The organism is Levilactobacillus sp. FUA 3915, assembly GCF_044053135.1.
Classification (GTDB): Bacteria; Bacillota; Bacilli; order Lactobacillales; family Lactobacillaceae; genus Levilactobacillus; species Levilactobacillus lanxiensis.
Genome location: NZ_CP168702.1, coordinates 1 through 11,616, shown reverse-complemented (window position 1 = coordinate 11,616; position 11,616 = coordinate 1). Strand labels below are relative to the sequence as shown.

14 protein-coding genes are annotated in these 11,616 nt (G+C 36.5%); 10 read left to right on the top strand and 4 right to left on the bottom strand.

Features of this window, described 5'->3' with window-relative positions; genetic code table 11:
• Positions 1 to 203: 203 nt before the first annotated feature.
• Together ACEPST_RS00070 and ACEPST_RS00065 are read right to left on the bottom strand one after the other, a co-directional pair.
• Positions 204 to 560 (bottom strand): type II toxin-antitoxin system YafQ family toxin, encoded by a 357-nt coding sequence (locus ACEPST_RS00070; protein ID WP_395391061.1) that lies wholly within the window; start codon positions 558 to 560, stop codon positions 204 to 206.
• Positions 560 to 838: a type II toxin-antitoxin system Phd/YefM family antitoxin gene (locus ACEPST_RS00065; RefSeq protein WP_002834561.1), complete on the bottom strand. Its 279-nt coding sequence runs from the start codon at positions 836 to 838 to the stop codon at positions 560 to 562. The genes ACEPST_RS00070 and ACEPST_RS00065 overlap by 1 nt, the downstream gene beginning before the upstream one ends.
• Positions 839 to 914: 76 nt before the next feature.
• On the opposite strand from ACEPST_RS00065, the gene ACEPST_RS00060 reads away from it, so the two are divergent.
• From ACEPST_RS00060 to ACEPST_RS00040, 5 genes are all read left to right on the top strand, one after another.
• Positions 915 to 1,502: a site-specific integrase gene (locus tag ACEPST_RS00060; RefSeq protein WP_395391066.1), complete on the top strand. Its 588-nt coding sequence runs from the start codon at positions 915 to 917 to the stop codon at positions 1,500 to 1,502.
• 357 nt (positions 1,503 to 1,859) lie between these two features.
• Complete coding sequence (locus ACEPST_RS00055) at positions 1,860 to 2,072, top strand: hypothetical protein (RefSeq protein WP_395391053.1); 213 nt, start codon at positions 1,860 to 1,862, stop codon at positions 2,070 to 2,072.
• A gap of 706 nt (positions 2,073 to 2,778) precedes the next feature.
• Entirely contained in the window at positions 2,779 to 3,711 is a 933-nt protein-coding gene (locus ACEPST_RS00050) for a replication initiation protein (RefSeq protein ID WP_395391055.1), read from the top strand.
• A gap of 168 nt (positions 3,712 to 3,879) precedes the next feature.
• Positions 3,880 to 4,779, top strand: coding sequence for a HindIII family type II restriction endonuclease (locus ACEPST_RS00045; protein WP_395391057.1), 900 nt, complete (start codon positions 3,880 to 3,882; stop codon positions 4,777 to 4,779).
• Positions 4,757 to 5,677 (top strand): DNA-methyltransferase, encoded by a 921-nt coding sequence (locus ACEPST_RS00040; RefSeq protein WP_395391059.1) that lies wholly within the window; start codon positions 4,757 to 4,759, stop codon positions 5,675 to 5,677. The genes ACEPST_RS00045 and ACEPST_RS00040 overlap by 23 nt, the downstream gene beginning before the upstream one ends.
• A gap of 334 nt (positions 5,678 to 6,011) precedes the next feature.
• Here ACEPST_RS00040 and ACEPST_RS00035 read toward each other — a convergent pair whose 3' ends face one another.
• A complete protein-coding gene (locus ACEPST_RS00035) occupies positions 6,012 to 6,368 on the bottom strand; it encodes a type II toxin-antitoxin system YafQ family toxin (protein WP_395391061.1) in 357 nt (118 codons plus the stop codon).
• Complete coding sequence (locus tag ACEPST_RS00030; protein ID WP_002834561.1) at positions 6,368 to 6,646, bottom strand: type II toxin-antitoxin system Phd/YefM family antitoxin; 279 nt, start codon at positions 6,644 to 6,646, stop codon at positions 6,368 to 6,370. Before ACEPST_RS00030 ends, ACEPST_RS00035 begins: the two co-directional genes overlap by 1 nt.
• A 76-nt stretch (positions 6,647 to 6,722) precedes the next feature.
• Here ACEPST_RS00030 and ACEPST_RS00025 point away from each other — a divergent pair, with 76 nt between their 5' ends.
• From ACEPST_RS00025 to ACEPST_RS00005, 5 genes are all read left to right on the top strand, one after another.
• Entirely contained in the window at positions 6,723 to 7,310 is a 588-nt protein-coding gene (locus tag ACEPST_RS00025) for a site-specific integrase (RefSeq protein WP_395391066.1), read from the top strand.
• A gap of 357 nt (positions 7,311 to 7,667) precedes the next feature.
• Positions 7,668 to 7,880 carry a hypothetical protein gene (locus ACEPST_RS00020; RefSeq protein ID WP_395391053.1) on the top strand — a complete coding sequence of 71 codons (213 nt, stop codon included), beginning with the start codon at positions 7,668 to 7,670 and terminating at the stop codon, positions 7,878 to 7,880.
• A gap of 706 nt (positions 7,881 to 8,586) precedes the next feature.
• On the top strand, positions 8,587 to 9,519 hold the full coding sequence (locus tag ACEPST_RS00015; RefSeq protein ID WP_395391055.1) for a replication initiation protein: 933 nt from the start codon (positions 8,587 to 8,589) through the stop codon (positions 9,517 to 9,519).
• Between the two features lie 168 nt (positions 9,520 to 9,687).
• Positions 9,688 to 10,587, top strand: a complete 900-nt coding sequence (locus ACEPST_RS00010; RefSeq protein ID WP_395391057.1) for a HindIII family type II restriction endonuclease — start codon at positions 9,688 to 9,690, stop codon at positions 10,585 to 10,587.
• Positions 10,565 to 11,485: a DNA-methyltransferase gene (locus tag ACEPST_RS00005; RefSeq protein ID WP_395391059.1), complete on the top strand. Its 921-nt coding sequence runs from the start codon at positions 10,565 to 10,567 to the stop codon at positions 11,483 to 11,485. Before ACEPST_RS00010 ends, ACEPST_RS00005 begins: the two co-directional genes overlap by 23 nt.
• The last annotated feature ends 131 nt before the right edge of the window (positions 11,486 to 11,616 follow it).

Sequence of the window (11,616 nt, the reverse complement as noted above, 5' to 3'; positions counted from 1 at the left end):
CCTAAGAATTGATAGTGCGAAAATGACTATGGATGTTATAGATTTTACAGTGTTAAAGTAAATAGAAATATGAATTAATATGGCACACAACCAGGGACGATAATTAACAAATCGCCCCTCAAAATCATTGTTAAAATAACCCCCAATATCTACAATGTAGATGTTGGGGGTTATTTGTTTTTATATGGTATAAATAACTTCTTTTATTCGTCATTTTTTCGATACCTTTTAGAACGATTTTGACCAGGAAATAAACGATCATGCGATCCGACTCGAATGCCAATTAAGACTAGTTCATCTGTATCAATCGTATAAACCACCAAGACATCGTTAGTTTCGCTTGGTGTTTTGTTTTTCGGGGTATCTCGTAAGTGAAATTCATTATACCCGCTCATTCGTCGATTAAGCTCATGATTTTCAAATTCTGGTGGTAATTGTTGTTGCTCAAGCAACAGGTCAATGGCTGCTCGAACTTCATCAATAATAGATTGGTCTAAACTGGCTAACCGTTTTAGATCAGCATTAAAGGTTGCACGTGGTTTAAATCTTAGTTTTTTCATTATTTAAACTGACCCCAATAATCATCATTTGATTCAACAATTTCATCATCAGGTAAAACATGGCGTTTAATTAACTGATCACGCGCAATTGCATATTCTAACGAACCTTCTTTCGCTTTTAATGCTCTTTCTAGCCAGTCCATTTTTTCTTGTGAAACGATGGCCACTGCGCGACTATTTGAACGAGCAATATAAACGGTTTCATCTTCGTCATTAACTTGATCTAAATATTTTTTTAGGTTAGCGCGAAAATCGCTCTGTGTTAGTGCTAATGTCATATTTACCACCCTTTCATTGTACTTAATATTGTACTTTAATTTGTACTAAAAATCAATTTTTTAAGGAGCTAAAACTATGCAACAAGTTGTCTTACCCATCAAAGATTCAAACGTTCTCAAAGAGGTGCAAGATACCTTACTCAACAACTTTAAAGCTGGCCGGCGTAACTATACAGTTTTTCAAGTTGGCAAAGCGACACTGTTGCGAGTCAGTGATGTCATGCGCTTAAAACAAACCGATATTTTCAATCCGGACGGTTCTATTAAACAAAATGCGTTCATTCACGACCGAAAAACGGGTAAGCCTAATACCTTGTATCTTAAACCAGTTCAAACAGAGCTCTTATTGTACCGTCAATGGCTACTTGATCATAGACTAGCCTCTGAATGGCTCTTTCCTTCCATTCAACACCCCGAGCGCCATATCACGGAAAAACAGTTCTACAAAATTATGAGTAAGGTTGGCGAGCTGTTAGGCATTAATTATCTAGGGACCCATACGATGCGAAAAACCGGTGCTTATCGCGTCTACACACAATCTAATTATAATATTGGTTTGGTCATGCACTTACTAAATCACTCAAGTGAATCAATGACTTTAGCTTATTTAGGCTTGGATCAAGCAAGTACAGAAAACATGTTGAACCAAATTGATTTTGGGTAAATTAGTTTGATTTTGTTGTCGCCAACGGCGACTTCTGATACAGGAAATTTAGCACAAACACCAGCAATTTTAATTGTGGTGTGTAAGTGCGCATTAAACTCATTTCATTCCGTTTAATGACGCTAAAAAATAGCTAACTTGATCATTAAAATAAAAGGTTTTTTTTAGTTTAATGCGCACTTACACGTCAACTAACTTTGACGTGTTTCGATACTCCAAAAATTGTATTAGATTTCTCTGCGCTCAAACAAATCTTTTTAATTGCTTTACACCGTTTTTCTTTCTAAACTTAATCACAATCTTTGAATAACTAACTATAAAAAGATGCCTTTAATTTAAACCTGAAATAATTAGCTAATGTTAGGAGTAACTCAGATGGACGAAAAGAAAGTATTAAAGCCAATTGATGAAATGCTTGCTGATCCTTGGCAAGTTGATATTCAAGAATTGTTTGAAGCTTCTGTCAATGAACCTGATGAGATCAAGAGGAATTTTTATGATTCCTTATACACTTATGTTTTGCAAAAAAGGCAAGAAGATATTATTAGTCGTCCAGGTTTCGTCATTTAGCCCTCTAAGAGCCTGCTGAGGGCTTTTTGTTTTGCTTTGGTATAAATGTATATGAATAGTCTTAAAATTGCTAGAAACGAAAAATAAGGCCCTAAAAAACGAACATAGCAGCTAAGTTCTTGCTAAGATTTAGAAAAACTAACTGTTTGCTGTCAATGGTAGCGGACGAGCAAAGCGTGGGAGCATAAGGAATTGACAGCTCTAAACCAGTCTTAACACTGAATTGGCGAAAGCAAAGTTTCTATAAAACTTTGCTTTCCTGCCTAACGGCGAGTGAAAAAGCAGTCAAGCTGGCTCAGCTTGGACGGGGTTCGGGGTGTCAGCGCCCGATTAAATGTGGCTTGTCACTCCTTTGTAGGCAACGAACGAAGTGAGGCGCAAAGAGCGTAGCGAATGAAGTTTAATGTGAGCCGGTTTTTGGGCTCACTCCTTTGTATTTTTGTTTTAGATTTTGATCTTGTACAGTGGTGCCTCTTTTATACCTCTTTTATAAACCTCTTTTAAACCTCTTTTAGACCCCTATTGCGCCTTACTCCCCCAAGGCGTACAGAAGTTTATCGACTACATTTTGTCTGTTTATCGACTACATTTTGTCTGTTTATCGACTACATTTTGTCTGTTTATCGACTACATTTTGTCTGTTTATCGACTACATTTATTTACTCCTGTATTCAAATAAGGTAGTATTATTCAAGGAGGTTATTTTATGAGCAATGAATTAGTCAAATATGACCCTGAATTAAATACAATCCCCTTGCGAAGGTTTTCTCCTGTAGAAATGAACTTGTTCTTTTCTGTAGTTTCTAGAATGCGTGATAAAGGTGATGATACTGTTAGATTTACCTTTGATCAGTTAAAAGAGTTAAGTGCCTATAAGCCAACCGCAAATAATCGGTTTATTGATGACATACAAAGTACATATCAAAAAATACTAGGTCTTAGATTTGGCTCTCGAAGTAAAGATGGTCTTGATAGAGAGATGTTTGTCATGTTCACTCGATTTGAAATTAAGGGATCTGCAGACGTTCCTTATGTTGATATTCAAATTTATCCCAAAGCATTGAAACTTCTAAATAATCTCGAAAGTTGGGTTCGTTATGCTTTGACAGAGTTCCGAGATTTAAAGAGTAGTTACGCAAAAACAACTTTTCGTATTCTTAAACAATTCCGAACCACTGGTTATGCTTATTTTTCTAAAAATGATTTCTTTGAACTACTAGATATTCCACAAAGCTATTGGAGTAAGCCTGCGAACGTTGAATCTAGGGTTATTCGCCCAATTAAGGAAGAACTAACCCCTTTGTTTAGAGGCCTAACTATACGAAAAAAATATGGTAAAGGTCGTGGGAAACCAGTGATTGGTTATACTTTTACTTGGAAGCCTGAAAGAAAAGATGCAAACGACTTTTCTCAAGGTAAGTTCCAAGATGAGCGTCAAAAACTTTTTAATATCCAGAATAATGGTGAATTAACAGAACAAGAAAAATGGCGTGCTACCGATAAAGTTAAAGGCCTACCACTAGGCTCAACTGAAAAACAGATTTTAGCCGAACGACAGATTGAGCATGATAAAACAATAAGAGATCAGACAAGACAAGAAATGCTTGCTGAACTCCGAAAGGGGTTTGGAAAACGGTAGCAACTTAAAATTACTTATACCATTCTTCAGTCAATGATTAGATTTGGTGGTTGAATACTCGAATAGTAAACTATTTTAATCAGTTTTAATGTACCTGTGTTTTTTTTTGTTACGTTTTTTTGTTACAATAGATAGGTTAAATAAATGGCAGATTGGAATTAAATGGACATGTTCGATGAGTTTTTAAGTGAAATTGTACGGGTTACCGGTAAATTATCAGATAAAGCATTTTCTTTTGTGCATGCATCTAAAGAATTAGAAAAATACGTAAATGACATTGATGATATTAAACCAATAGTTGCAGCAATTGGGGTAATTCCCGAAAGTATTGTACATGACAGTACTGAGGAGAAGCTGTTTGCCAAGGCTTCTGATGCGGTTCTGTCTAGAGCATTCATTGAACTTGGGCTTAAGTCTGTTGTTTTGGCGGAACGAGGAAATGCTGCGGATGTTGTTGCGAAATCTAAGTATCATGATTATTCGTTGGCCGCAGATGCAAAGGCATTCAGAATGAGTAGGACCGCAAAAAATCAAAAGGATTTTAAGGTGGAATCTTTAGATGTGTGGCGTGGAGATAATAATTACGCAGTTTTAGCATCTCCGTATTTCCAATACCCCAAAAAAGAAAGTCAAATTTACAAGCAAGCAGTTGAGCGCAATGTTCTTCTATTTACATGGGAACACATACTGTTGATGTTAGAAAACGAAATTAAGGAAACGCCAGATTTTAGTTTAGAAACTATTTGGAACTGGTCTAGTGGTTATGCGGGAACAGTTTCCGTTGCTAATTCTAATAAAAACTTTATCAGGGAATTTAATGAATTCTTTTTGGACGTGTTACACTTGAGCATGGATCAATTTAAGGATTTATTGATTAATGACATTGCATTATTAAAACAACGTGGTGACAGTGAAAAACATTTTTGGCAAGGCAGGATTCAAGAAATCCAATCCATGACTAGAGAAGAAGCAATAACTGAATTGCTAATTGAAAAGAAGATAGGTTCTAAAATTATGACGATTGATAAGTATATTGGAGGTCTAAATGCGGATCGATACACTGTATGAGGGTAATTCTGTCGATTTGATCAAGAAGGTCGAAGATGAGAGTATACATGCGATTATTTCTGATATTCCTTATGGTATTGGGTATGATGACTGGGACGTACTACACAATAATACTAACTCTGCACTCGGTGGTAGTTCTGACGGACAAAAAAAGAATGGTGCGCTTTTTGCAAGACGTGGCAAGCCATTGAATGGTTGGAGCGAAGCCGATAAAAAGATTCCGTTAGAGTATCAACAATGGGTAAATAATTGGGCGGCTGAATGGCTTAGAACATTAAAGCCGGGTGGTAGCGTGTTTATCTTTGCGGGGCGTAGATTTGCGCATAGAGCTGTTGTCGCTATGGAAGATGCTGGGTTTACTTTTAAAGATATGATTGCATGGCAAAAAAACAAGGCACCACATCGTGCACAACATGTTTCGTCTATCTATAGCAGGCGTGGGGATCATGAGAATGCTGAAAAATGGTCCGATTGGCGTGTAGCTAATCCAAGGCCATTGTTTGAGCCAATTCTATGGTTTCAAAAACCATACGAAATGGGAAAGACTTTGGCTGATAATGTGTTAAAAAATGAAGTTGGCGCTTGGAATGAGACAGTAATTGACAAGTACACTACTTTAGTCGACGTGTTACCTGAATCAAACATTATCAGGGTCAGTGAACAAACTAATGATCATGGATTTCACCCAACGCAAAAACCTTTGAATCTAATGAAGATGCTAGTTGAATTAGTTACAATTCCAGGACAAGTGGTACTTGATCCATTTATGGGATCTGGGACTACACTGGTTGCAGCGAATCAACTGGGTCGACACTATATAGGATTTGATATGGATCATAATTTTGTCGAGATAGCCGAAAAGAGGTTACATGATCCATTTCAGGAAGATATTCTTTAAATTAAAAGACGCTGTGTAGTAAAATATGTGCACATGGTGTCCTTTTTTGTTATTTGTATAGAGGCAATGGTTTTTCTGTGTATGTGTACTTTAAATTGTGACAGTTGTTCATATGGTTCATATTTTAATAACCTAAGAATTGATAGTGCGAAAATGACTATGGATGTTATAGATTTTACAGTGTTAAAGTAAATAGAAATATGAATTAATATGGCACACAACCAGGGACGATAATTAACAAATCGCCCCTCAAAATCATTGTTAAAATAACCCCCAATATCTACAATGTAGATGTTGGGGGTTATTTGTTTTTATATGGTATAAATAACTTCTTTTATTCGTCATTTTTTCGATACCTTTTAGAACGATTTTGACCAGGAAATAAACGATCATGCGATCCGACTCGAATGCCAATTAAGACTAGTTCATCTGTATCAATCGTATAAACCACCAAGACATCGTTAGTTTCGCTTGGTGTTTTGTTTTTCGGGGTATCTCGTAAGTGAAATTCATTATACCCGCTCATTCGTCGATTAAGCTCATGATTTTCAAATTCTGGTGGTAATTGTTGTTGCTCAAGCAACAGGTCAATGGCTGCTCGAACTTCATCAATAATAGATTGGTCTAAACTGGCTAACCGTTTTAGATCAGCATTAAAGGTTGCACGTGGTTTAAATCTTAGTTTTTTCATTATTTAAACTGACCCCAATAATCATCATTTGATTCAACAATTTCATCATCAGGTAAAACATGGCGTTTAATTAACTGATCACGCGCAATTGCATATTCTAACGAACCTTCTTTCGCTTTTAATGCTCTTTCTAGCCAGTCCATTTTTTCTTGTGAAACGATGGCCACTGCGCGACTATTTGAACGAGCAATATAAACGGTTTCATCTTCGTCATTAACTTGATCTAAATATTTTTTTAGGTTAGCGCGAAAATCGCTCTGTGTTAGTGCTAATGTCATATTTACCACCCTTTCATTGTACTTAATATTGTACTTTAATTTGTACTAAAAATCAATTTTTTAAGGAGCTAAAACTATGCAACAAGTTGTCTTACCCATCAAAGATTCAAACGTTCTCAAAGAGGTGCAAGATACCTTACTCAACAACTTTAAAGCTGGCCGGCGTAACTATACAGTTTTTCAAGTTGGCAAAGCGACACTGTTGCGAGTCAGTGATGTCATGCGCTTAAAACAAACCGATATTTTCAATCCGGACGGTTCTATTAAACAAAATGCGTTCATTCACGACCGAAAAACGGGTAAGCCTAATACCTTGTATCTTAAACCAGTTCAAACAGAGCTCTTATTGTACCGTCAATGGCTACTTGATCATAGACTAGCCTCTGAATGGCTCTTTCCTTCCATTCAACACCCCGAGCGCCATATCACGGAAAAACAGTTCTACAAAATTATGAGTAAGGTTGGCGAGCTGTTAGGCATTAATTATCTAGGGACCCATACGATGCGAAAAACCGGTGCTTATCGCGTCTACACACAATCTAATTATAATATTGGTTTGGTCATGCACTTACTAAATCACTCAAGTGAATCAATGACTTTAGCTTATTTAGGCTTGGATCAAGCAAGTACAGAAAACATGTTGAACCAAATTGATTTTGGGTAAATTAGTTTGATTTTGTTGTCGCCAACGGCGACTTCTGATACAGGAAATTTAGCACAAACACCAGCAATTTTAATTGTGGTGTGTAAGTGCGCATTAAACTCATTTCATTCCGTTTAATGACGCTAAAAAATAGCTAACTTGATCATTAAAATAAAAGGTTTTTTTTAGTTTAATGCGCACTTACACGTCAACTAACTTTGACGTGTTTCGATACTCCAAAAATTGTATTAGATTTCTCTGCGCTCAAACAAATCTTTTTAATTGCTTTACACCGTTTTTCTTTCTAAACTTAATCACAATCTTTGAATAACTAACTATAAAAAGATGCCTTTAATTTAAACCTGAAATAATTAGCTAATGTTAGGAGTAACTCAGATGGACGAAAAGAAAGTATTAAAGCCAATTGATGAAATGCTTGCTGATCCTTGGCAAGTTGATATTCAAGAATTGTTTGAAGCTTCTGTCAATGAACCTGATGAGATCAAGAGGAATTTTTATGATTCCTTATACACTTATGTTTTGCAAAAAAGGCAAGAAGATATTATTAGTCGTCCAGGTTTCGTCATTTAGCCCTCTAAGAGCCTGCTGAGGGCTTTTTGTTTTGCTTTGGTATAAATGTATATGAATAGTCTTAAAATTGCTAGAAACGAAAAATAAGGCCCTAAAAAACGAACATAGCAGCTAAGTTCTTGCTAAGATTTAGAAAAACTAACTGTTTGCTGTCAATGGTAGCGGACGAGCAAAGCGTGGGAGCATAAGGAATTGACAGCTCTAAACCAGTCTTAACACTGAATTGGCGAAAGCAAAGTTTCTATAAAACTTTGCTTTCCTGCCTAACGGCGAGTGAAAAAGCAGTCAAGCTGGCTCAGCTTGGACGGGGTTCGGGGTGTCAGCGCCCGATTAAATGTGGCTTGTCACTCCTTTGTAGGCAACGAACGAAGTGAGGCGCAAAGAGCGTAGCGAATGAAGTTTAATGTGAGCCGGTTTTTGGGCTCACTCCTTTGTATTTTTGTTTTAGATTTTGATCTTGTACAGTGGTGCCTCTTTTATACCTCTTTTATAAACCTCTTTTAAACCTCTTTTAGACCCCTATTGCGCCTTACTCCCCCAAGGCGTACAGAAGTTTATCGACTACATTTTGTCTGTTTATCGACTACATTTTGTCTGTTTATCGACTACATTTTGTCTGTTTATCGACTACATTTTGTCTGTTTATCGACTACATTTATTTACTCCTGTATTCAAATAAGGTAGTATTATTCAAGGAGGTTATTTTATGAGCAATGAATTAGTCAAATATGACCCTGAATTAAATACAATCCCCTTGCGAAGGTTTTCTCCTGTAGAAATGAACTTGTTCTTTTCTGTAGTTTCTAGAATGCGTGATAAAGGTGATGATACTGTTAGATTTACCTTTGATCAGTTAAAAGAGTTAAGTGCCTATAAGCCAACCGCAAATAATCGGTTTATTGATGACATACAAAGTACATATCAAAAAATACTAGGTCTTAGATTTGGCTCTCGAAGTAAAGATGGTCTTGATAGAGAGATGTTTGTCATGTTCACTCGATTTGAAATTAAGGGATCTGCAGACGTTCCTTATGTTGATATTCAAATTTATCCCAAAGCATTGAAACTTCTAAATAATCTCGAAAGTTGGGTTCGTTATGCTTTGACAGAGTTCCGAGATTTAAAGAGTAGTTACGCAAAAACAACTTTTCGTATTCTTAAACAATTCCGAACCACTGGTTATGCTTATTTTTCTAAAAATGATTTCTTTGAACTACTAGATATTCCACAAAGCTATTGGAGTAAGCCTGCGAACGTTGAATCTAGGGTTATTCGCCCAATTAAGGAAGAACTAACCCCTTTGTTTAGAGGCCTAACTATACGAAAAAAATATGGTAAAGGTCGTGGGAAACCAGTGATTGGTTATACTTTTACTTGGAAGCCTGAAAGAAAAGATGCAAACGACTTTTCTCAAGGTAAGTTCCAAGATGAGCGTCAAAAACTTTTTAATATCCAGAATAATGGTGAATTAACAGAACAAGAAAAATGGCGTGCTACCGATAAAGTTAAAGGCCTACCACTAGGCTCAACTGAAAAACAGATTTTAGCCGAACGACAGATTGAGCATGATAAAACAATAAGAGATCAGACAAGACAAGAAATGCTTGCTGAACTCCGAAAGGGGTTTGGAAAACGGTAGCAACTTAAAATTACTTATACCATTCTTCAGTCAATGATTAGATTTGGTGGTTGAATACTCGAATAGTAAACTATTTTAATCAGTTTTAATGTACCTGTGTTTTTTTTTGTTACGTTTTTTTGTTACAATAGATAGGTTAAATAAATGGCAGATTGGAATTAAATGGACATGTTCGATGAGTTTTTAAGTGAAATTGTACGGGTTACCGGTAAATTATCAGATAAAGCATTTTCTTTTGTGCATGCATCTAAAGAATTAGAAAAATACGTAAATGACATTGATGATATTAAACCAATAGTTGCAGCAATTGGGGTAATTCCCGAAAGTATTGTACATGACAGTACTGAGGAGAAGCTGTTTGCCAAGGCTTCTGATGCGGTTCTGTCTAGAGCATTCATTGAACTTGGGCTTAAGTCTGTTGTTTTGGCGGAACGAGGAAATGCTGCGGATGTTGTTGCGAAATCTAAGTATCATGATTATTCGTTGGCCGCAGATGCAAAGGCATTCAGAATGAGTAGGACCGCAAAAAATCAAAAGGATTTTAAGGTGGAATCTTTAGATGTGTGGCGTGGAGATAATAATTACGCAGTTTTAGCATCTCCGTATTTCCAATACCCCAAAAAAGAAAGTCAAATTTACAAGCAAGCAGTTGAGCGCAATGTTCTTCTATTTACATGGGAACACATACTGTTGATGTTAGAAAACGAAATTAAGGAAACGCCAGATTTTAGTTTAGAAACTATTTGGAACTGGTCTAGTGGTTATGCGGGAACAGTTTCCGTTGCTAATTCTAATAAAAACTTTATCAGGGAATTTAATGAATTCTTTTTGGACGTGTTACACTTGAGCATGGATCAATTTAAGGATTTATTGATTAATGACATTGCATTATTAAAACAACGTGGTGACAGTGAAAAACATTTTTGGCAAGGCAGGATTCAAGAAATCCAATCCATGACTAGAGAAGAAGCAATAACTGAATTGCTAATTGAAAAGAAGATAGGTTCTAAAATTATGACGATTGATAAGTATATTGGAGGTCTAAATGCGGATCGATACACTGTATGAGGGTAATTCTGTCGATTTGATCAAGAAGGTCGAAGATGAGAGTATACATGCGATTATTTCTGATATTCCTTATGGTATTGGGTATGATGACTGGGACGTACTACACAATAATACTAACTCTGCACTCGGTGGTAGTTCTGACGGACAAAAAAAGAATGGTGCGCTTTTTGCAAGACGTGGCAAGCCATTGAATGGTTGGAGCGAAGCCGATAAAAAGATTCCGTTAGAGTATCAACAATGGGTAAATAATTGGGCGGCTGAATGGCTTAGAACATTAAAGCCGGGTGGTAGCGTGTTTATCTTTGCGGGGCGTAGATTTGCGCATAGAGCTGTTGTCGCTATGGAAGATGCTGGGTTTACTTTTAAAGATATGATTGCATGGCAAAAAAACAAGGCACCACATCGTGCACAACATGTTTCGTCTATCTATAGCAGGCGTGGGGATCATGAGAATGCTGAAAAATGGTCCGATTGGCGTGTAGCTAATCCAAGGCCATTGTTTGAGCCAATTCTATGGTTTCAAAAACCATACGAAATGGGAAAGACTTTGGCTGATAATGTGTTAAAAAATGAAGTTGGCGCTTGGAATGAGACAGTAATTGACAAGTACACTACTTTAGTCGACGTGTTACCTGAATCAAACATTATCAGGGTCAGTGAACAAACTAATGATCATGGATTTCACCCAACGCAAAAACCTTTGAATCTAATGAAGATGCTAGTTGAATTAGTTACAATTCCAGGACAAGTGGTACTTGATCCATTTATGGGATCTGGGACTACACTGGTTGCAGCGAATCAACTGGGTCGACACTATATAGGATTTGATATGGATCATAATTTTGTCGAGATAGCCGAAAAGAGGTTACATGATCCATTTCAGGAAGATATTCTTTAAATTAAAAGACGCTGTGTAGTAAAATATGTGCACATGGTGTCCTTTTTTGTTATTTGTATAGAGGCAATGGTTTTTCTGTGTATGTGTACTTTAAATTGTGACAGTTGTTCATATGGTTCATATTTTAATAA

Excerpts from the sequence above, each read along its gene's own strand:
- ACEPST_RS00010 (WP_395391057.1), top strand. The coding sequence starts at position 9,688 with ATGTTCGATGAGTTTTTAAGTGAAATTGTACGGGTTACCGGTAAATTA.
- ACEPST_RS00045 (WP_395391057.1), top strand. The coding sequence starts at position 3,880 with ATGTTCGATGAGTTTTTAAGTGAAATTGTACGGGTTACCGGTAAATTA.
- ACEPST_RS00050 (WP_395391055.1), top strand. The coding sequence starts at position 2,779 with ATGAGCAATGAATTAGTCAAATATGACCCTGAATTAAATACAATCCCC.
- ACEPST_RS00055 (WP_395391053.1), top strand. The coding sequence starts at position 1,860 with ATGTTAGGAGTAACTCAGATGGACGAAAAGAAAGTATTAAAGCCAATT.
- ACEPST_RS00035 (WP_395391061.1), bottom strand. The coding sequence starts at position 6,368 with ATGAAAAAACTAAGATTTAAACCACGTGCAACCTTTAATGCTGATCTA.
- ACEPST_RS00065 (WP_002834561.1), bottom strand. The coding sequence starts at position 838 with ATGACATTAGCACTAACACAGAGCGATTTTCGCGCTAACCTAAAAAAA.
- ACEPST_RS00070 (WP_395391061.1), bottom strand. The coding sequence starts at position 560 with ATGAAAAAACTAAGATTTAAACCACGTGCAACCTTTAATGCTGATCTA.
- ACEPST_RS00030 (WP_002834561.1), bottom strand. The coding sequence starts at position 6,646 with ATGACATTAGCACTAACACAGAGCGATTTTCGCGCTAACCTAAAAAAA.
- ACEPST_RS00020 (WP_395391053.1), top strand. The coding sequence starts at position 7,668 with ATGTTAGGAGTAACTCAGATGGACGAAAAGAAAGTATTAAAGCCAATT.
- ACEPST_RS00025 (WP_395391066.1), top strand. The coding sequence starts at position 6,723 with ATGCAACAAGTTGTCTTACCCATCAAAGATTCAAACGTTCTCAAAGAG.
- ACEPST_RS00015 (WP_395391055.1), top strand. The coding sequence starts at position 8,587 with ATGAGCAATGAATTAGTCAAATATGACCCTGAATTAAATACAATCCCC.
- ACEPST_RS00040 (WP_395391059.1), top strand. The coding sequence starts at position 4,757 with ATGCGGATCGATACACTGTATGAGGGTAATTCTGTCGATTTGATCAAG.
- ACEPST_RS00060 (WP_395391066.1), top strand. The coding sequence starts at position 915 with ATGCAACAAGTTGTCTTACCCATCAAAGATTCAAACGTTCTCAAAGAG.
- ACEPST_RS00005 (WP_395391059.1), top strand. The coding sequence starts at position 10,565 with ATGCGGATCGATACACTGTATGAGGGTAATTCTGTCGATTTGATCAAG.